Source organism: Sphingopyxis panaciterrae (assembly GCF_011762125.1).
Taxonomy (GTDB): domain Bacteria; phylum Pseudomonadota; class Alphaproteobacteria; order Sphingomonadales; family Sphingomonadaceae; genus Sphingopyxis; species Sphingopyxis panaciterrae.
Genome location: NZ_JAASQN010000008.1, coordinates 31,516 through 51,536 on the forward strand (window position 1 = coordinate 31,516; position 20,021 = coordinate 51,536).

The window sequence follows — 20,021 nt, forward strand, 5'->3', positions numbered from 1 at the left end:
CTATTCGTCGCAAAAATGGGGGCAAATCGTTGAAATGCGCCTCCGAACGGCACGGCAGCGATACTCGCGCTGGGGCAAGCCGGGGAAAAACGGCGATAGGACGGGGTCAGAAGCGCGGCGGGCGCATCCACAGCGGACGGAGCACCGCGCGGTTCGCGGCATCGTCCCACAGCCGCGCGGCAAGCCAGTCCATCGTGTCGGCGCGGCGCAGATGGGACGCGCCCCTCACCAGCGGCTGCCACAGGGGTGCGAAGAGCAGGTCGGCATCGCCGACGATCCACACCTTACCCGCGCCGACCGGACAGGCGGCAACGCGGCGATCGGCGTAGGACAGGCACGGCGGCGGCAGGCGAACGAACCGTCCGGCACTGAACAATCGCAGGCGCGCACCATCGACATCGACCACTCGCGCCCCGGTTTCGCGGGCGGGCGCCGCGCCGAGCACAATCCCCCAATGGTCGAGCAAAGGGGTGAGCAGGCTGGTGACGGGCGGATTGCGCGGATCGCCCAGCGGATAGCGCGCGGGCCAGCCCGACAGCGCATCGGCAAGGATGACCGCACGCCCTCCCCTGCGCACGAAAGTATCGATCGCGACCAGCTCGCGCGGCGCCAGCGCGCGCGGATGGGCGAGGAGAAGCGCACCGCCGCGCGGCGGCACATGATCGACGATGCTGTCGACTAGCGCGACGGGGCCCGCCGCCTCCAGTCGTGCCAGCGCCGGATCGTCCGCCGCGCCTTCGGCGATCATCGCGGCGATATCGCCCCCCGCGGTCCAGCGCAGCGGCAGCCCGGTGAGCATCGTCACCGAGGGAGCGTCCGCCGCCGCAACCGCAGGGCGATAGAGCCAGGACAGCAGCCCGTGCCCCGCCGCAAACCAGCCGAGCGCGAACCCCAGCACGGCGAACAACCGGATCGCCCTGCCCTTCGCACGCCATTGCACCAACGCATCGGCAGCGAATGCAGCAGCGGCGACGGCGATCAGGATCAGCAGCAATTGCGCCCAGCCCGGCGAACCGGCGAGCCCGAATGCGAGGAGCGCCTGAGCGGACAACAGGATCGCCGCGGCGATCAGAATGCACCGCCGGCGGTCGCGCACCGCTGCGCCGCGCTGCCACCAGCCCAGCAACAGCATCGGCGGTGCCAGCAAAGGCAGGGCCAGCGCCGGATCGATGCGATCGAGCCAATATTGTCCGCCCGCGAACCAGCCGAGCGCGATCGTCAATGCGGAAACCGCCAGCGCGCGCCGCCCCGGCCCGAATGCGCGGGTCGTCACTGTTTCGATTGGCGGGCCCGGGCGAGTGCTGGATCGGGTTCAAGGTCGGGAACGGTCGTCGCCGCCGGCGCCGCCGGCACGGCCTGCGGCACCTTCACCGGCGTCAGCGCATTTTCATCCTTGGAAACCGGCTGCACGCCCAGTTCCTCAAGCGGGGCGCTGGCGCTCTTCTGCTCCTCGCCGGGCATATTGACCGCGGGATCGAGCGCCGCGCTCTGCCCGGCATTTTCGCGTGCGCGATCACCGATCAGCCCGGCCATGCCGACGAGCAACAGCACCGTCAGCACACCCGCTATCCCGATCTGCAAGCGCCGCATCGTATCGTGGGCGGGCGTGACGGGAGCCGGCACTGCCGTTTCGACCTTTCCCTGGTTCATGCCGCGGCCTCCGTATCCGCCAGCCCTTTGCTCGCCAGCCACTGAGGGTTGAAGAGCGTCGACAGATAGCGAAACCCGCTGTCGCACAGGATAGTTGCAATGCGCTTGCCGGGACCAAGCTGGCGCGCCAGCGCCATCGCGCCCGCGACGTTGATCCCCGACGACAGGCCGAGGCATAACCCCTCCTCGTCGAGCAGTTGGCGCACGACCGCGAGCCCTTCAGCGTCCGAGATACGGAACTGGGTGTCGATCGGCGCGCCTTCCAGATTGGCGGTGATGCGGTTCTGGCCGATCCCTTCAGCGACGCTCGACCCTTCGGGCTTCAGCTCGCCGCACTGATAATAATTATAGAGCCCGGCGCCGTGCGGATCGGTCAGTGCGATGACAATGTCGGCGCTCTTCGCCTTCAGTCCCAGCCCGGTCCCCGCGATCGTCCCGCCGGTCCCCGCCGCACAGGTAAAGCCGTCGATCCGGCCGTCCATCTGCGCCCAGATTTCCTCGGCGGTGCCGAGCACGTGCGACTTGCGGTTGGCGATATTGTCGAACTGGTTGGCCCAGATCGCATTGTCGGTTTCCTCGGCAATGCGGCGCGAGGTGTGGACGAAATGGCCGGGATTCGCGAAGGGTGCGGGCGGGACCAGCACCAGCTCGGCGCCCAGCGCGCGGATCGTCGCCATCTTCTCGGCGCTCTGGTTGTCGGGCATGACGATGATCGTCTTATACCCCAACGCATTGCCAACGAGCGCAAGCCCGATGCCGGTGTTGCCCGCGGTCCCCTCGACAATCGTGCCGCCGGGACGCAGGCTGCCGTTCGCTTCGGCATCGCGCACGATATAAAGCGCTGCGCGGTCCTTCACCGAACCGCCGGGGTTGGCATATTCGCACTTACCCCAGATTTCGCACCCAGTGGCTTCGCTTGGCCCCTTGAGCAGCACAAGCGGGGTGTTGCCGATCAGGGCCAGACTGTTTTGAGCAATGGTCATAAGGTCCGATTTAGGACGGCGCCAAGGCGGCTGCAAGACAGCTTCGTTTTTCCCGCTCCATCTTCGGCTTTGTCGACCAACGGGGCACAGCCGCCGACGAACGACCGGCCATAAGCAAGCGAAGGGCTTGTTATGGTAACAGTATATCATTACTGGACCGGCGACAGCCTCCCCAAGCTACAGGATATTTCCACCGATGCGTTTGCTCTCTTCCGCGGGTTCCGCGCTTGCCATCGCTCTCGTAACCGTCGCCACCCCCGCCTTTGCGCAGGACCGCCCCGCGGCGACGGGGGAGGATGATTATCACACCGGCGACCCGATCATCGTCACCGCGCCCTATGTCCGCAGCCTCGACATCCTCGGCAATGTGTCGGTGATGGAAGGCGAGAAGCTGGCGCAGGATATTCGCGGCCAGATCGGCGACAGCCTGACCCGCCTGCCCGGCGTGTCGACGAGCAGCTTCTCGCCCGGCGCGTCGCGCCCGATCCTGCGCGGCTTTTCGGGGGAGCGGGTGAGCGTGCTCGTCGACGGGCTCGGCGCGATCGACGCGTCGTCGACTTCCGCCGATCACGGCGTCAGCATCGATCCGCTGACCGCCGAACGCATCGAGGTCCTGCGCGGCCCGTCGGTCCTGCTCTTTTCGAGCCAGGCGATTGGCGGCGCCGTCAATGTCTTCGACCGCCGCATCCCGCGCAGCATCCCCGAAGAGCCGTTCCACGTCGACGCCCTCGCCAGCTATGGCAGCGCCTCGGACGATAAGAGCATCGGCGCCTCGGTCGACGTGCCGCTGACCCAGCAATTCGTCGTCCATGTCGACGGCAATTACCGCGATTCGAACGATGTCCGCGCGGGCGGCCTCATCTATGCGGAACCGCTGCGCCAGCGCCTGCTCGGCCTCGCCGCCGATGCGGCGGCCGATGGCGATGCCGACGAAGCCGCGCGGCTGACCGGCGCCGCGAACAGCCGCGGCCGCATTCCCAACAGTGCAAGCACCAGCACCAGCGCCGGCATCGGCGCCGCCTATATTAACGATGGCGGCATGCTCGGCCTGTCGTTCGGCTATCTTGAAACCGACTATGGCATCCCGCCGCGCGCCGACCTTGGCGAAGAGCCGACGATTTCGTCGCGCCAATATCGCGTCGATCTGCGCGGCGAGGTCAACCTCGGCGACGGCCTGTTCGAAAAGCTGCGCGTCCGCGGCGCCTATGGCGACTATGCGCATACCGAGTTCGACGATGGCGTCCCTGGCACGACCTTCCTCAACAAGGGGATCGAGTTCCGCACCGAACTGGCGCAGAACGACCGCGGCGGCTGGCGCGGCGCAAGCGGCCTCCAGTACAGCTTCCGCGATTTCGCCGCGATCGGCGACGAGGCCTTCCTGCCGCCCAACGAAACCACCCGCCTCGCTGCCTTCACGCTGCAGGAACTGGAGATGGGACCGCTGACGCTCGAAGGCGCGCTGCGCTTCGAAAAATCCAACGTCAAGGCGAGCAGCATCGGCTTCGACCGGTCGTTCAACGCCTTTTCGGGCGCAGGCGGCTTCAGCTATGCGATCGCCGACGGCCTGAAGGCGAGCGTCTCGGTCTCGCACAGCGAACGTGCCCCCTCGGCCGAGGAGTTGCTGTCCGACGGCCCGCACGCCGCAACGCAAACCTTCGAACGCGGCAACCCCGATTTCGACAAGGAAACCAGCTGGGGCGGCGAAGCATCGCTGAAGTTCAATCGCGACGGCTATGCGATCGCGCTCACCGGCTATGCGAGCTGGTTCGACGGCTTCATCTATGAAAGCGACACCGGGCTGATCGAGGACGACCTGCCGCTGTTCCAGTTCCTGCAGGACAAGGCGCGCACCTGGGGCTTCGAATTCGAAGCGAGCGCCCCGCTCGCCCAGATCGGCGGCTTCAATATCGTCGCCGACGCGACCGCCGACATGACGCGCGCCAAGATCAAGGGCGCCGGCGTCGACGGCAATGTCCCGCGCATCCCGCCGCTGCGCATCCTCGGCGGGCTCGAAGCGCAAGGCGAGCGCATCGACGCGCGTGCCGAAGTCGAATGGACCGACGACCAGACCCGCATCGCGACCTTCGAGACGCCGACCAAGGGCTTCACTCTCGTCAACGCCTCGCTGACCTGGCGTCCGCTGCCCGACACGAAGAATTTGTCGCTGACGCTGGCGGCGAACAATATCTTCGACGTCGACGCCCGCCGCCACGCCAGCTTCACCAAGGATTATGTGCCGCTGGCGGGGCGTGACATCCGGATTACCGCGCGGGCGAGTTTCTGACCCGGCCGCTGCCATAGCTACCATCCACTTTCGTCATCCCGGGCTGGACCCGGGATCCCGCTTTTTTAAAGTCATCTGTTGTTTTCGAGAGCAAGCGGGACCCCGGGTCCAGTCCGGGGTGACAAAGAAGGAAATGGCAGCTTCCAGCCGAAACCCACCATTCCCGCCCCGACCCCGTCGCCTCTACGACAGCATCGCCATCCCGCCGTTCACATGCAGCGTCTGGCCGGTAACATAGCCGGCTTCCTTCGAAGCCAGATAGACCACCGCCGCCGCGATATCGCTGCCTTCGCCCATGCGGCCCGCCGGAATGCGCTGGTTCAGCGCTTCCTTCTGCGCGTCGGGCAGGTCATCGGTCATCGCGGTGGCGATGAAGCCGGGCGCGACGCAATTCGCCGTCACGCCGCGGCTCGCCAGTTCCTGCGCCAGCGCCTTGGTCATGCCCGTGACGCCCGCCTTCGATGCCGCATAATTGGCCTGCCCCGGATTGCCCGTCGCGCCGACGACGCTGGTGATCGAAATGATGCGCCCGAAGCGCGCCTTCATCATCGGCTTGGCGGCGGCGCGCGCGAGGCGGAAATTGGCCTCCAGATTGATGCGGATGACGTCCAGCCACTCCTCATCCTTCATCCGCATGATCAGATTGTCGCGCGTCACCCCCGCATTGTTGACGAGAATATCGAGTTGCCCGAGCACATCGACCGCCGACGGCACGAGCGCGTCGACCGCGGCAGCATCGCCAAGGTTGCACGGCAGCGCGACATGATCGCCGCCGAGACTGTCGCGAAACGCGGCCAGCTTTTCGGCATTGGATCCCGAAACCGCAAGCCGCGCGCCCTGCGCCGCCAGCGCCTGCGCAACAGCCGAACCGATACCGCCCGAGGCGCCGGTAACAAGGGCGGTCATGCCGGTGAGATCGAACATCTGAATTTCTCCTGAAATCTTAAACTAGAATCGATGGGGGCTGCGCGTTCGAACGTGTAATTTTATTCCAAAGGTCACAAAGGTCACGCTACACACCCCACACATTGCGAGAACCATCGCAAAGCAGATGGTCGACTGGGGGCGGTTCGCGAAGAGGCCTGAACAAGCATATCGAGGCGAAAGTAAGCCCGCGCGATAATGTAGGACAGCGGTTTTTCCTGCCTGGTTCCGACTGGACCTGGTCGCCGGGGACCGGGTTTAGAAACGCATCGTAGAAGCCGTGTTCTCACAGGCTACAGCGTCTTGAGCAGCGCTTCGATATCGTCCATCGAAATCACGCTCACCGTCTCGACCTCACCCGCCGCGCTGCGCTTGACCATCGGCGAGAGGACCTTGCCGCCGAATTCGACGAATTGCTGGACGCCGATATCCTCCATCGCGCCGACGCTCTCGCGCCAGCGGACGCGGCCGGTGACTTGCTGGACGAGCAGGTCGCGGATCGTGCCGGCGTCGCTGACCGGGCTCGCGGTGACGTTGGCAACCACCGGCACCAGCGGGGCGGCGGGCGGATTGGCGCCGAGTGCTTCGGCCATCGCATCGGCCGCCGCCTGCATCAGCGGGCAGTGGAAGGGTGCCGACACCGGCAGCAGCACGCCGCGCTTGATCCCGAAGTCCTTGACCAGCGCGACCGCGCGCTCGACCGCGCCCTTGTGGCCCGAAATTACGACCTGCGACGGGTCATTGTCGTTGGCGACGGTGCACACCTCGCCCTCGGCCGCCGCATCGGCAAGCTTCTGCGCGGTCTCGATATCGGCCCCGAGCAACGCCGCCATCGCGCCGACGCCAACCGGCACCGCCGCCTGCATCGCCTGTCCGCGCGTCTTCAAAAGACGCGCGGTGGTCGCGAGGTCAAAGGCACCCGCGGCGCAGAGCGCGCTATATTCGCCAAGGCTGTGCCCCGCGACATAATCGGCCGTGGCAGCGAGGGTCACGCCGCCTTCCTTTTCGAGCACGCGCAATGTTGCGATCGCATTCGCCATGATCGCCGGCTGGGCATTTTCGGTAAGGGTCAGCTGATCCTCGGGACCTTCGCTCATCAGCTGAAACAGCTTCTGGCCAAGCGCGTCGTCGACTTCCTGAAACACTTCGCGTGCGTGCCGAGAGGCGCCGGACAGCGCCTTGCCCATGCCGACCGCCTGGCTGCCCTGACCCGGAAAGATGAATGCGCGCATGACCCTAAACCCTTTATCGTCGCCCCCGCGAAGGCGGGGGCCGTTGTCGTTCTAACTCTAGCGGCCCCCGCCTTCGCGGGGGCGACGCAATAGGATCAGGCGCCTATTGCGTCACCCGGCGCGATGCAAGCCGAAGGGCACGACCTTGTTGCCCGCATCATGGCCGATGTCGGCGCGGCCGAGCCAGGCGATGCCGGTGCGTGCGCACCAGCCCTGCGCAATTTCCTCGGCCGCCATGCCGAACGGACGGTCGTTTTCGGGAACATCGCTCACCCGCCCGAGCCGGATGCCCGCCAGCCCACGCGGGGCGAGGTAGCTGGCGACATGAAAAAAGGCGCGGTCGAAAGCATAGAGATATTCGCTCACCTCCTCGACGAGCAGGACATGGCCCGCCAGATCGGGTTCGAGCGGGGTGCCGAGCAGCATCGACAGCGTCATCAGGTTGAACGCGGCATGGCGCGCACCGTGCGCAAGTCCGCCCTCGCACGCCGCCGGATCGCGCGCGACGAGCCAGTCGAGCGCGCGCACCACCGCCGCATCGCCGCCCTCGCGGCGGACGTCGGCGACCATCGGCCCGTGCGCGACATGATCGAAGCCGTCGCGATAAAGGCACCCAAGCAGATTGCCCTGATCCGAATAGCCGAGGAACGCCTTGCCGCGTGCCGCCGGGGTCATCGCCGCAACCGCATCCTCGGCGATCCGGCACGCGCCATAGCCGCCGCGCGCGAACCACACCGCGTCGATATCGGGCCGGTTCGCCATATCAACCAGCGCCGCGAAGCGATGCCCGTCTTCACCCGCAAAATGGCCGTGGACCGCAAAACATTGCGGGTCGAACTCCATCTCGACATCGGGATAGCCAAGGCTGGCAATCGCGCGCACAGCCTCGGCATCGTCGGGCAGGATGGGAGTCGACGGGGCGACGATTCCGATACGCATTACAGCCTTCTCCCCTTGGGAGAAGGATATGAAGCCTTGCCGGCTTGCCGGCTAGGCGGAGTTGGATGAGGGTATCTGCCGTATGATATTCGCGCCATCCCTGATCCCCTCACCCAGCTACGACTAGGTGCTTCGCACCAAGTCTGCGCAACCCTCTCCCTATGGGAGAGGGAGTGTTGCCATTGTTCGCGAGAGGCCATATCGCGCCGCCATGGCGGAAAACAAATCCTATTTCTTCTGCGGCATCGGCGGGTCGGGCATGTTGCCGCTGGCGATGATCGTCGCGGCGCGCGGCAGTGCGGTTTCAGGGTCGGACCGCAGCCGCGACCAGGGCCGGACACCCGAAAAATTCGCCTGGCTCGAACGCCAGGGCATTGCCTTTTATCCGCAGGACGGCAGCGGACCGCAAGCGGGCCAGACCCTCGTCGCCTCGGCGGCGATCGAGGACAGCGTGCCCGATGTTGCCGCCGCCGCCGCACTCGGCCTGCCGCGCATGACGCGCGCCGACCTCAACGCCGCGCTTTTCAACGCAGCCGACAAGGCGATCGGTGTCGGCGGGACGAGCGGCAAGTCGACCGTCACCGGCATGATCGGCTGGATCCTGGAGAGCGCCGGCGCCAAGCCGACGGTGATGAACGGCGCGGTGATGCGCAATTTCGCGGGCGCGGACATGCCCTTCGCGAGCGCACTCGTCGGCGAGGCGGCGACCTATGTCAGCGAGGTTGACGAAAGCGACGGCTCGATCGCGCTCTACCAGCCCGACGTCGCGGTGGTCACCAACATCAGCCTCGACCACAAGAGCCTTGCCGAACTGCACCAATTGTTCGGCGATTTCGCTGCCAAGGCGCGGATCGCGGTGATCAACGCCGACGACCCCGAATCCACCCCGCTACTCGCGGGCGACAATGTCATGCGCTTCGGCTTTTCGGATGCGGCAGCAATCAAGGGCAGCGATTTCGAGGCGCTGCCTGACGGGTGCAGCTTCGCCGTCAGCTTCGCGGGCGACCGTCACGACGTCCGGCTGCGGATGCCAGGGCGGCATAATGCCGCAAACGCCCTCGCCGCGATCGCGGCGGCGCGCGCGGTGAACATACCGGTCGCGAGTTCGGTCGCCGCGCTCGCCGAATTCGCCGGCCTCGCGCGCCGCTACGAGGTGCTCGGGCAGGCAAATGACGTCACGGTAATCGACGACTTCGCGCACAATCCCGACAAGGTTGCCGCCACCCTCGCCGCCGTCGCCGAACTTCCGGGCCGCGCTTTGCTCTTCTTCCAGCCGCACGGCTATGGTCCGCTGCGCCAGATGGGCCAGGAACTCGCCGCCAGTTTCGCGAGCGGCATGCGGCCCGACGACAGGTTGTTCGTCTGCGACCCCGTCTATTTCGGCGGCACCGTCGACCGCAGCGTCGGCAGCGAGGCGCTGGTCGCCGATATCGTGGCGGGGGGCGGCGACGCTGTGCATATGACCACCCGCGCGGCTTGCGGCACCGCGATGCTCGACGAAGCGGCGGCCGGCGACCGTATCCTGATCCTTGGCGCGCGCGATGATACGCTGACCGAATTTGGGCGCGACTTGCTGGAAAAGCTCGCCGCGCACGCTTGATTTCCGTGCGCGAATCTGTATAGGCGCGTCCATTCGGGGCGAGGCCTTATGCCTGTCGCCCCGTTTGTTTTGCACCAATAGGCAAGACTGGACGACAGCCGGAGGGGTTTCGCGATTGGCGCGGAACCAGCGATCGGCCAAATCGAAGGACGCTACCCATGCCGTTTTACGAGCATGTCTTTATCGCGCGTCAGGACCTGAGCCAGGCTCAGGTCGATGCGCTGGCGGAAACCGTCACCAACGTCATCGGCGAGTATAAGGGCCAGGTTCACAAGACCGAAACCTGGGGCCTGAAGCAACTCGCCTACAAGATCGCGAAGAACCGCAAGGGCCATTATGTGATGCTCTCGGCCGAAGTGTCGGGCGAAGCCATCGCGGAAATCGAGCGCCAGGCCGCGATCAACGAAGATATCCTCCGCTGGCTCACCATCAAGGTCGACGAACTCGAAAAGGGTCCGTCGGTGATGATGCGCAAGCAGGAACGTCGCGGCGGCCGTGGCGGCCGTGACCGCGACGGCGAAGAATAAGGAACAGCATCATGGCACGACCCTTTTTCCGCCGCCGCAAGACCTGCCCCTTCAGCCAGAAGGACGCACCGGTCATCGATTACAAGGACGTCCGTCTGCTCCAGGGTTACCTGTCGGAGCGCGGCAAGATCGTCCCGTCGCGGATCACCGCGGTGTCCACCAAGAAGCAGCGTGAGCTGGCGAAAGCGATCAAGCGCGCGCGCCACATCGGCCTGCTTCCCTACATTGTGAAGTAAGGAGAGCAGCGTCATGGAAATCATCCTGCTCGAACGTATCGAGAAACTGGGCGGTATCGGCGATGTCGTCACCGTCAAGAACGGCTTTGCCCGCAACTTCCTGTTGCCCAACAACAAGGCGCTGCGCGCGAACGACGCGAACCGCAAGCTGTTCGAAGCCAACCGCGGCAAGATCGAGGCCGATAATGCCGAGCGTCGCACCGACGCCGAAGGCCGCGCCAAGGACATCGACGGCAAGCAGATCATCCTGATCCGCCAGGCGTCGAACACCGGCCAGCTTTATGGCTCGGTTTCGGTGCGCGACATCGTCGATGCGCTCACCGAAGACGGCGTCGAAGGCATCGGCAAGTCGATGGTCGAACTGGAACGCCCGATCAAGTCGCTCGGCCTCGTCGACGTCAAGGTCAAGCTGCACCCCGAAGTCATCGTGTCGGTCGGCGTCAACGTCGCACGTTCGCCCGATGAGGCCGAAATGCAGAAGCAGGGCATCGACGTCATCGCCGCGATGTTCGAGGAAGAGCAGGCCGAGGCCGTCGCCACGGCTCTGGAACCCGACAGCGAAGACGAGTTCGAAGAGGGCACGCCCCCGTCGGAAGTCGCCGCCGTGGAAGCTCCCGCTGCTGACGAGGATGAAGAGGCTTAAGCCCTTCTTCTCTCACATGAGACAAAAAGGCTCCGGAACCCAGCGTTCCGGAGCCTTTTTCTTTGACGGCAAGGTCGGCTTTGGGGTGGGAAGCGGACATAGGTACCACCCTACTTTCGTCATCCCGGGCTTGACTCGGGATCCCGCTTTTTTTTCCGCATAATCCGTCTTTGACTTCAAGCGGGACCCCGGATCAAGTCCGGGGTGACGATAAGGGTAATGGCGGCAATCAGCCGCAACCTGCCCCGATCAATAACCCATCAGGCTCAGCACTTCCTTGCGGCTGCTTTGATCTTCAAGGAAACTGCCGAGCAGGCGGCTGGTCACCATGCCGACGCCGGGGGTGCGGACGCCGCGGCCGGTCATGCAGCCATGCTGGGCATCGATGACCACCGCGACGCCATGCGGCTGGAGATTGTCCCAGATGCATTTGGCGACCTCGGCCGTCAGCCGTTCCTGCACCTGCAGGCGGCGCGCATAGCCGTTGAGCACGCGCGCGAGCTTGGAAATGCCGACGACGCGGTCCTTGGGCAGATAGGCGATCGACGCCTTCCCCGTGATCGGCGCCATATGATGTTCGCAGTGCGACTGGAACGGAATATCGCGCAGGAGGACGATCTCGTCATAACCGCCCACCTCTTCGAAGGTGCGCGACAGGTGGAGCGACGGATCGTCGGCATAACCCGAACAATATTCCTTCCACGCGCGCGCGACGCGCTTCGGCGTATCCAGCAATCCTTCGCGCGCCGGATCCTCGCCCGTCCATTCGATGAGCGTGCGGACCGCGTCGAGCACGTGGGCGGGCACCACCGGCTTGCCATCGGGTCCTAGTTCCACCTTCGTCATCGCGTTGCCTTCACTGTTGCTATCATGTCGCACATCTCAACGCGAAATCGCCCGTGCGCAACCCCGCGCCGCGAAGATTTTCATCGCGGCAATCAAGTTTACGTTGCGGAATCGGACCTTTTTCAAACAGCTCTCACAACGGGATTTTTCGTGGATTCGCCCGCAAACAAGTGGCTTGACGCTTTCGTCAACTGGGCGCACCTTCCTTGCCATACAGAACTCGCTCAAGCGGGTCGTATTCCGGAGAGGCCGGCGTATTCCCCGACGCCGGTGGGGAGAGGACGATGACCAGCAGAGCTGGCAGGTGGGAAATATGCAGGCACTTGGCCGACCAGGCCGGGTGCCTTTTGCCATCTCTGGTCACACCCCTTCCCCTTACCACAAATTGAGTTTGGGCGGCCCCGCACCTCGCGGGTTCGAAAAAGGGAGGATATAGATGAAGTTCAAGGCACTGATCGGAACCTCGGTCCTTGCGATGGCGCTGGCGACACCGGCCTTCGCACAAGGGGCACCGGACGAAACGGAACGCGATGCCTTCGGCGGCGAAATCGTCGTCACCGCGCAACGCCAGTCGGAACGCCTGCAGGACGTCCCGATCGCGGTCAGCGCCTTTTCGGCCGAAGCGCTCGAAGCGCAGCAGATCGAAAACAGCTCCGATCTGCAGCTGACCTTGCCCAACATCACTTTCACGAAGACGAACTTCACCTCGTCGAGTTTCACCATCCGCGGCATCGGCGATCTGTGCGTCGGCGTCACCTGCGACCAGGCGACGGCGATCCATCTCAACGGGTCACCGCTGTTCCAGACCCGCCTTTTCGAAACCGAATTCTTCGACCTGGAACGGGTAGAAGTCTTGCGCGGCCCGCAAGGGACCTTGTTCGGACGCAGCGCCACGTCGGGCGTGGTAAACGTCATCACGGCAAAGCCGAAGACGGGTGTGTTCGAAGCGGCGGCAGACGCCGAATATGGCAATTATGACGCGATCAAGGTCAAAGGGATGGTCAACATTCCGATCGGCGATACGCTCGCCGCCCGCGTTGCCGGCGTTTATGTCAAGCGCGACGGCTATACCAAGAATCTGTTCGACAACAGCCGCATCGACGGACGCGATCTCTATTCGGTGCGCGGATCGCTGCGCTGGGAACCGACCGACGACACCGTCGTCGACCTGATGGGTTCCTACTTCCGCGAAAAAGACGACCGCATGCGCATCCAGAAGCAGCGCTGCCAACGCGATCCGACCGGCGTGCTCGGCTGCCTCAACAACCGCCGCGACGCCTCTGCCGCGAATGGCAACGCGACGCTCGCATCGATCTTTTCGTCGCGCGAACTGTTCGCGATCCAGGGACTGCCCACGGCGCTCGCGCTCGGCAGCCTTTACGGGACCGACTTTTTCCACGACGCCGTGGTGCCAGAGGATTCGCGCACCGTCAGCACCGCCTTCACCCCCGAATATTTCACCAGCGAGCTGACCTTCGAAGGCCGCATCCAGCATAATTTCGGGCCGATTTCGGCCCAGCTGTCCGGATCGTACCAAAAGGTGAAGGTCGATTCGCGGAACGACTATTTCCTCGCGACCGGCGACCGCACCCTTTACGCTGGCGCGCTCAACACGCTGGCCTTCTTCGCCGCCAATGGTGTTCCAACGGGCCTTCCCGCTCCGGCACCGGCCTTTGTGCCCGGCTCGGCCGCCTATTTCGCGCCAATCGCCGCCGCGTTGATCCCCAATGGACCGAACGGACCGCTCTGCACTTCGGACACCGATCCGACGGGGCTTGGCGCATTCGGCGGCAACAGCATTTGTTCGGCCCAATCGCTGCAATATGACCGTTCGAACCAGATCAACGATGCCTGGTCCGCCGAACTGATCTTCAACAGCGACTTCGACGGCATGTTCAATTTCCTGGTCGGCGGCATCTATGCGCGGTCGAACACGACGGAAAACAGCTATTACGTCAACGCCTTCGGCCTCGATTATGCGTCGGGCATCCTGGGGTCGTTCTCGACCTTCGCCGCCGGCCTGCCGCCCTCGTCGCTCGGGCAGCCCTTCTTCCGCAACAACACCTCGGATTTCTCGCTGAAATCCTATGGCTTGTTCGGCGAAACATATTTCGAATTCAACGACCGGCTGAAACTCACTCTTGGCCTTCGCTACAACAACGACAAGAAATATGTTCAGGCCCGTTCGATCCTGCTCAGCTCCAACGGAAATTTGCTGGTGCCCTATGGCCAGACCGGGAGCATCTATAATAGCCCGCTCGGAGCTCTCTTCGACGCCGATCCCTTCACGACCTGTACCGCGGCATCGCCCGTGGGCGCCGTCGGCTCGGCGGCGGGCTGCGAAGCCTTTCAGGAACGAACGGTCGGCTTCAACAAGCTGACCGGCCGCGCCGTGATCGACTTCAAGGTGACAGAGGACAATCTCCTCTACGCGTCCTATTCGCGCGGCTATAAATCGGGCGGCATCAATCCGCCGCTACAGGCCAGCACCGGCGTTCAGGAAAGCTTCCGCCCCGAACAGGTCGACGCGTTCGAAATCGGGTCGAAGAACACCTTCGGCAACGGCGCGCTCCAACTCAACCTGACGGCTTTCTATTATAAATACAAAGACCTCCAGCTTAGCCGCATCGTGTCGCGAACCGCCGTCAACGATAATATCAATGCCAATATCTGGGGCGCGGAAGTCGAGGCGATCATCCGGCCCGATCCGAACATGCTGATCAACATCGGCTTCAGCTATCTGAAGAGCAAGGTGAGCGGCGATTCCTTCTTCTCCGACACCCGCGACTTCGGTGGCGGCCGTTCCGATGCGGTCATCATCAAGGACATCAGCAACGCGGCAAACTGCGCGGTGGCATCCGGAACGGCCGGCAACGCCGCCGGGGTCAATGCCTTTGTCGCAGCGGTGAACGGCTCGCTCGGGCTTCGGGCCCCGACGGCCTTCCCCGCCGACGGCGGCATCGCCTCGACCGGTGCCTACAGCATCTGCAGCATCCTGGCCTCCGCGGCGGTCGATGCCAATGGCAATCCCACGCCGACGGCGCTGGCGTTCGATCCGAACGGGATTCAGATCTTCGCCGCGGGCATCCCCGTCAACATCAAGGGTAACGAACTGCCGCAGGCGCCGAACCTGAAATTCTCGGTCGGCGCGCAATATAAGATCAACTTCCAGAATGACATGAGCCTCGTCCCGCGTGTCGATATGGCCTATACGGGCGAAAGCTTCGGCACGATCTTCAACGGCAACGTCAACAAGATCAAAGGCTATGCGCAGGTCAATGCGCAAATCCAGCTCAATGGAGCCGATGACCGCTGGTATGTGCGGGGCTTTGTCCAGAACCTGTTCGACAGCAACTCGACGACCGGCCTCTATGTGACCGACCAGTCATCGGGGCTGTTCACCAACATCTTCACGCTCGAACCCCGCCGCTACGGGATCGGGATCGGCGCGAAATTCTAAACGAAGAGCCGCCGCATCAAAAACCCCGGCCTCTCGATCGAGAGGCCGGGGTTTCTTTTTGATCACCGCAGGCAAACAAAAGGGCCGGACCATGCCTCCGCATGGTCCGGCCCTTTCTTCATTCCGCCTGCTTGGCGCCCGGCTATCAGAATTTGGCGCGCAGCTTCACGCCATAGAGCCGCGGCGGCGCCGGATAGACCGCGAAGCTCGCGCTCTGTTCGGGGATCGGGAACGAGGTGATATTGTAATATTTGTTGAACAGATTTTCGACGTAGAATTCGACCGCATAATTCTGGTCGGGCCCGAAGTTGAGGCCGGCCCGGGCATTGACGATCGCATGGCCGTCGTTGGTCGTGAACCGCACCCCGACCGGATCGTTGATCGTGTTCGCGTCGCTGTTGCTGCGCCAGTCGACATGCAGCAGGCCGCCGACATTGTTGCTGATCTGCGGGGTCCAGGTCACCGCGCCGGTGACCACATGCTTCGGCGAATTGGTGAGCGGCAGGCCATTGTCCGAACCGGCCGCCGGATCCTTCACTTCGGTATCGACATAGGAATAGCCGAGCGTGATCGAGAGGTCCGAAGCCTGCGCGCCGTTGCCGCCGAGGAAGCGGGTATCGAACGAGCCGCGATCAAGGTTGTAACCGCCCGATTTATAACCGCGGTCATAACCGCCATAGATCATGACCCGTTCGTCGAGCTTGATCGAAAGCTTGGCCGTGCCGGTCAGCTTGCTCTCGCTGCGCTTGTCGCGATAGATCCCGTTGAATTCGGGATTGACCACGGGGTTGCAGACGAGGTTGAAGATGGCGTTGCCAAGACCCGAAGGCAGACCCTGCAGGGCTTGACGATAGAGGCCATAGCGGTCGCTCTGCAGCGTCGAGCACGACGCCAGGCTCGATTGCAGATCGGCGTTCAGCTTCTTCGATTCATGGTTGTAACGCAGACCCAGGGTCAGCGAGATATTATCGTTGAAGTCGATGATATTGTGGGTGAACAGTGCAAAGGCTTCGGTGTTGACGCGATAGGCGTCGCCGAGCTGCCCTTGGCCCGCCTGCGGCGAGGGCAGCGGGGTGAGGAAAGTGTCGAGCACGCCCGCCTGCGCGGCAGCCGCTGCCAGTTGTGCGTTCGACGCCAGCAGCACCTGACCGACCAGCGGCGAATTCGGGATCGAATTGAAAATCTGGAAACCCGTGGGACCAGGTACCGCGGCATCGGTCAGCGCGTTGACGAACGCGTCGACATATTGCGCACCCTGGGTGCCGAAGCGCGTCCGTTCGGTATATTTCAGCTTTTCATTGAGATAGAAGCCGCCGACGAGCCAGTCGACATGATCATCGAAGGCCGTGCCCTTGAGGCGGATTTCCTGCGTGAAATCGCGCATGCCGATCGGCATATTTTCACGATAGGCGCGGTCGATTCCCGAGAAATCGACGTCCATGCCGCGGGTCGCCTTCCAGTCGCGCCATGCGGTGATCGACGTCAGCTCGACAGCGCCCAGATCCCAATCGAGCTGGCCCGACACACCCCATTCGCGCATCTTTTCGGTGAGGTCGCGATCGGGCGAGTAGGCCACTTCACGCTTCTTGGGATCGAACGGCGTTACGATGCCGGTCAGGCCGTTGGCGGCCGCCAGCCCCTGAATGACCGCGCTCGCGGCGAACGCCGGCGTCCCCGGCTGCGCGAAGCCCGAGTTGGTGTTGAGCGCGCCGCAGCATTGCTCGTTGGTCCGGGCATAGTCCGCGATCAGGCGGAACGAGACATCGTCCTTTTCAAACAAAGCCTGCCCGCGCACCGACCAGCGGTCGAGATCGTTGAAGCGGCGATCGCTGTTCACATCTTTGATATAACCGTCGCGCTTGTGGTAGCCGCCGTCGATGCGCACCGCGAGCACATCCGAAACCGGCCCCGTGACACCGGCCTTCAGCTCGATCTCGTCCAGATTGCCATAGCTTGCTTCGGCATAGCCGCCGAGCTTGAACGCCGGTTTCTGGGTGATGATGTTGAGCGCACCCGCCGACGTGTTGCGGCCGAACAATGTTCCCTGCGGCCCGCGCAGGACTTCGACGCGCTCGATCGGCGGCAAGTCGGCAAGCGCAAGACCGGCACGGGCACGGAAGACGCCGTCGACGAACACCCCGACCGACGGTTCGAAGCCGGGATTGTCCCCCGCCGTGCCGATACCGCGGATGCGAAGCACCACGCCGGAAGCCGACGACTGACCCGTTGTAGCCTGGAAGCTCGGCGCAATCTGCCGAAGGCCGCGAATGTCGCTGATTCCCGAATTTTCGAGCTGTTCCCCGCTGACCACATTGACCGCGATCGGAATATCCTGCGACCGTTGCGCGCGGCCGGTCGCCGTGACGATGATGTCGCCGCTATAATCGGTGTCGTCGGCCGCGGTTCCGGCGTCTGCCGGAGCAGCATCCTGGGCAAAGGCATAAACGGGGGTAGTGGCGGCGCACAGCACGGTGGCGCCCAACAGAATGTTGCGCAAAGTCATGATGATCTCTCTCTCCAAAACCCACCGAGGCGCAGCCAAAGGCTTATCGGGAGATGCCCGGCAGTTGGAGATCGGTCTAACGCGCCATCGTCCCGCGTCAACGCACCGGCGCATGCGAGCGCGTTTTTCGGGAGGATTAGTGGCTAAAAAGCAACAGTTTACCCCAGGGCGCGCGCGGCGTGCCCAAAATGGCGGAAATATAAGGTGTACGGATATCGCGTCGGGCGCGCTTCCTCAGCCCGCCACGATATGACGTTCGCACCAGTCGACGATCCGCGCGGCGGAATCGAGATAGGCCGGATAACCACGCAAGCTGTGCCCATCCTCCGGGTAAATCGCCAGCGCGGCTTCGGCGCCCGCTTCCGTCAGCGCGCCGAAAAATTCGATCGCCTGTCCGGTCGGCGTATTCTTGTCGCGCCCGCCCGCCAGCACCAATGTCGGCGTCGTCACGCCCCCGGCGAAGAACACCGGACTCCGATCGAAATATTGCCCGCCCGGCCGCCGCGGCGAACCGTCGAGCAGCGCCTGATCGAACCAGGGGATCTGCGATGCATAATGCTGGCTGTACCAGTTGGCGACCGGCGAGATGGGAATGGCGGCGGCGAAGCGATCGGTCTGCGTCACCAGCCACGCGCTCATGAAGCCGCCATAGCTCGTCCCCGATACCCCGACACGCCCTGGATCGGCGATGCCGGCGGCGACGAGGCTGTCGATCCCCGCGAGATAGTCATGCATATCCTCCCCGCCCATATCGCGGTGGACCTTGCGCGCGAAATCCTGTCCGCGCCCGCCCGAACCGCGTGGATTGGGCAGCAGCAGCGCATAGCCTTTCGCCACCAGGACCGGCCCGGCCCGCAAGACCGCCGCATAGCGATTGCGGTGCGCCCAGACCGGGCCGCCGTGAATGTCGACGAACAGCGGCAGGTTCGACGCATCGCCATCGGGCAGGACCAGCCAGCCGCCAATTTCCAGCCCGTCGCGGCCGCGCCATCGATGATATCGCATGGTCCCCGGGATCGCGGGCGCCGGCGATGGCGCGAACCCGGCGAGCACGGCGGTTTCGCCATTCGACAGGCTGGCGATGGCGGGCGGTTCGGCATAGCCTTCGATCACTGCCAGCGCCCCGCCGCCGGGAGCGGGAACGGCTTTTGGATACCAGCCGCTGATCGTCAATCGGTCCGACGACCAATGTTCGCGTCGTTCGCCCGTCGCCAGATCGATCTCCCCGACCACCGTCTCGGCATCGCGCACGCCGGCGAACAGCAGGCGGCTTTCATCGCGCCAGCGGATATCGGAAACCTCGACACCGCCGGTATCGAGGACACGCTGCGCACCCTCCTCCCCCAGCGTGATCGGGCCGCAAACGAGTCCGCGATCGCTGCAAAAGGCTTCGATTACCGCCCAGTATCGCCCGTCGGGTGAACCTGCCGGCACACCCGCCTGTTCGGCGGGCACATAACGTCCCCGCTCTTCGCCCGTTTCGGCATCGATGACGCGCAGCGACGCCTCGTACCAGCTGCCTTCGCCATGATGGTCGCTTGCGACAACGGCGAAACGGTCGTCGCCAAGCCATGCGGCTTCCCACACGTTGACCGGCGGCCGGGTCACCGCTTGCGGGGCGGCCATATCGTCCGACCAGCGATAGAGTCGCCGCCAGAGGTCTTGCGCGCCGGATGCCGCAACATCGGGCAGCCAGCTTGGCCCCGACGCTCCGCCCCGCAAGGCATAGCCACCCTCGGCGCCCGACACATCGGCACCAGCGTCGGCGCCCAAGATCAGAAGCGCGCTACCACCCGGTGCCCATGCGAGGGCTTCGACCCGGACGTCGACTGCGGCGGAAAAAAGCTGCTCGCGGGCTTCGGACAGGATAACGAGCCGTTCCCGCCCGTCTTCGCCAGCCTCGATGTAAGCGGCGCGGCCATCCGGCGAATTACGATACAGGCGGCCGCGTGCGACCCGATGTACCGCGCCGCCGGCCAGATCGATCCGGCAGACGATCGTTGCCGGCCCCTCCGCCAATGCGCCTTCGAAACATTGGCCCGTGAAATGAACGCTGCGCCCGTCTGCCGTCGGGTCGAGGTCCGCCGCCGTCCACAATATATCCTCGCCGGGGCGAAACAGCGTGCGGTAGAAATCGTTCACGTCGCGCGCCGCGCCCGCTTCGCGCATGTCTCGTTCAATCATTGCGGATTCC

At 64.2% G+C, this 20,021-nt stretch carries 15 protein-coding genes; 6 read left to right on the forward strand and 9 right to left on the reverse strand.

What is annotated here, in order from left to right:
• Positions 1-106: 106 nt before the first annotated feature.
• From FHR22_RS20685 to FHR22_RS20695, 3 genes are read right to left on the reverse strand one after another with little or no spacing between them, the layout of a single operon-like run.
• Positions 107-1,273, reverse strand: coding sequence for a Gldg family protein (locus FHR22_RS20685; protein ID WP_166945849.1), 1,167 nt, complete (start codon positions 1,271-1,273; stop codon positions 107-109).
• Positions 1,270-1,650 (reverse strand): hypothetical protein, encoded by a 381-nt coding sequence (locus tag FHR22_RS20690; protein WP_166945851.1) that lies wholly within the window; start codon positions 1,648-1,650, stop codon positions 1,270-1,272. The genes FHR22_RS20685 and FHR22_RS20690 overlap by 4 nt, the downstream gene beginning before the upstream one ends.
• Positions 1,647-2,633, reverse strand: coding sequence for a cysteine synthase A (locus tag FHR22_RS20695; protein ID WP_166945853.1), 987 nt, complete (start codon positions 2,631-2,633; stop codon positions 1,647-1,649). Before FHR22_RS20695 ends, FHR22_RS20690 begins: the two co-directional genes overlap by 4 nt.
• A 196-nt stretch (positions 2,634-2,829) precedes the next feature.
• Between FHR22_RS20695 and FHR22_RS20700 the strand changes: the two genes are divergently transcribed.
• Positions 2,830-4,917: a TonB-dependent receptor gene (locus tag FHR22_RS20700; protein WP_166945855.1), complete on the forward strand. Its 2,088-nt coding sequence runs from the start codon at positions 2,830-2,832 to the stop codon at positions 4,915-4,917.
• Positions 4,918-5,100: 183 nt separating this feature from the next.
• On the opposite strand, the gene fabG is transcribed toward FHR22_RS20700, so the two are convergent.
• The 3 genes from fabG to FHR22_RS20715 form a co-directional block, all read right to left on the reverse strand.
• Positions 5,101-5,841, reverse strand: a complete 741-nt coding sequence (gene fabG / locus FHR22_RS20705; protein ID WP_166945857.1) for a 3-oxoacyl-[acyl-carrier-protein] reductase — start codon at positions 5,839-5,841, stop codon at positions 5,101-5,103.
• A gap of 293 nt (positions 5,842-6,134) precedes the next feature.
• Complete coding sequence (gene fabD, locus FHR22_RS20710; protein WP_166945859.1) at positions 6,135-7,073, reverse strand: ACP S-malonyltransferase; 939 nt, start codon at positions 7,071-7,073, stop codon at positions 6,135-6,137.
• 111 nt (positions 7,074-7,184) lie between these two features.
• Positions 7,185-8,012 (reverse strand): LD-carboxypeptidase, encoded by an 828-nt coding sequence (locus FHR22_RS20715; protein ID WP_166945861.1) that lies wholly within the window; start codon positions 8,010-8,012, stop codon positions 7,185-7,187.
• Between the two features lie 211 nt (positions 8,013-8,223).
• Here FHR22_RS20715 and FHR22_RS20720 point away from each other — a divergent pair, with 211 nt between their 5' ends.
• The 4 genes from FHR22_RS20720 to rplI all read left to right on the forward strand — a co-directional run bounded on the left by FHR22_RS20720 (position 8,224) and on the right by rplI (position 11,018).
• Positions 8,224-9,612, forward strand: coding sequence for a Mur ligase family protein (locus tag FHR22_RS20720; RefSeq protein WP_166945863.1), 1,389 nt, complete (start codon positions 8,224-8,226; stop codon positions 9,610-9,612).
• A 158-nt stretch (positions 9,613-9,770) separates the two neighbouring features.
• On the forward strand, positions 9,771-10,139 hold the full coding sequence (gene rpsF, locus FHR22_RS20725; RefSeq protein ID WP_166945865.1) for a 30S ribosomal protein S6: 369 nt from the start codon (positions 9,771-9,773) through the stop codon (positions 10,137-10,139).
• Between the two features lie 11 nt (positions 10,140-10,150).
• Entirely contained in the window at positions 10,151-10,375 is a 225-nt protein-coding gene (gene rpsR / locus FHR22_RS20730; RefSeq protein WP_054588470.1) for a 30S ribosomal protein S18, read from the forward strand.
• A 13-nt stretch (positions 10,376-10,388) separates the two neighbouring features.
• Positions 10,389-11,018 (forward strand): 50S ribosomal protein L9, encoded by a 630-nt coding sequence (gene rplI / locus FHR22_RS20735; protein WP_166945867.1) that lies wholly within the window; start codon positions 10,389-10,391, stop codon positions 11,016-11,018.
• Positions 11,019-11,267: 249 nt separating this feature from the next.
• Here the strand turns inward: rplI and folE are convergent, their stop codons facing one another.
• Positions 11,268-11,864: a GTP cyclohydrolase I FolE gene (folE, locus tag FHR22_RS20740; RefSeq protein WP_166945869.1), complete on the reverse strand. Its 597-nt coding sequence runs from the start codon at positions 11,862-11,864 to the stop codon at positions 11,268-11,270.
• 436 nt (positions 11,865-12,300) lie between these two features.
• On the opposite strand from folE, the gene FHR22_RS20745 reads away from it, so the two are divergent.
• Positions 12,301-15,324 (forward strand): TonB-dependent receptor, encoded by a 3,024-nt coding sequence (locus FHR22_RS20745; protein ID WP_166945871.1) that lies wholly within the window; start codon positions 12,301-12,303, stop codon positions 15,322-15,324.
• A 145-nt stretch (positions 15,325-15,469) separates the two neighbouring features.
• Here FHR22_RS20745 and FHR22_RS20750 read toward each other — a convergent pair whose 3' ends face one another.
• Positions 15,470-17,827 carry a TonB-dependent receptor gene (locus tag FHR22_RS20750; RefSeq protein WP_166945873.1) on the reverse strand — a complete coding sequence of 786 codons (2,358 nt, stop codon included), beginning with the start codon at positions 17,825-17,827 and terminating at the stop codon, positions 15,470-15,472.
• A gap of 234 nt (positions 17,828-18,061) precedes the next feature.
• The gene (locus FHR22_RS20755) at positions 18,062-20,011 is read right to left on the reverse strand and encodes a S9 family peptidase (protein ID WP_166945875.1); all 1,950 of its coding nucleotides are present in this window, start codon (positions 20,009-20,011) and stop codon (positions 18,062-18,064) included.
• Positions 20,012-20,021 lie beyond the last annotated feature (10 nt).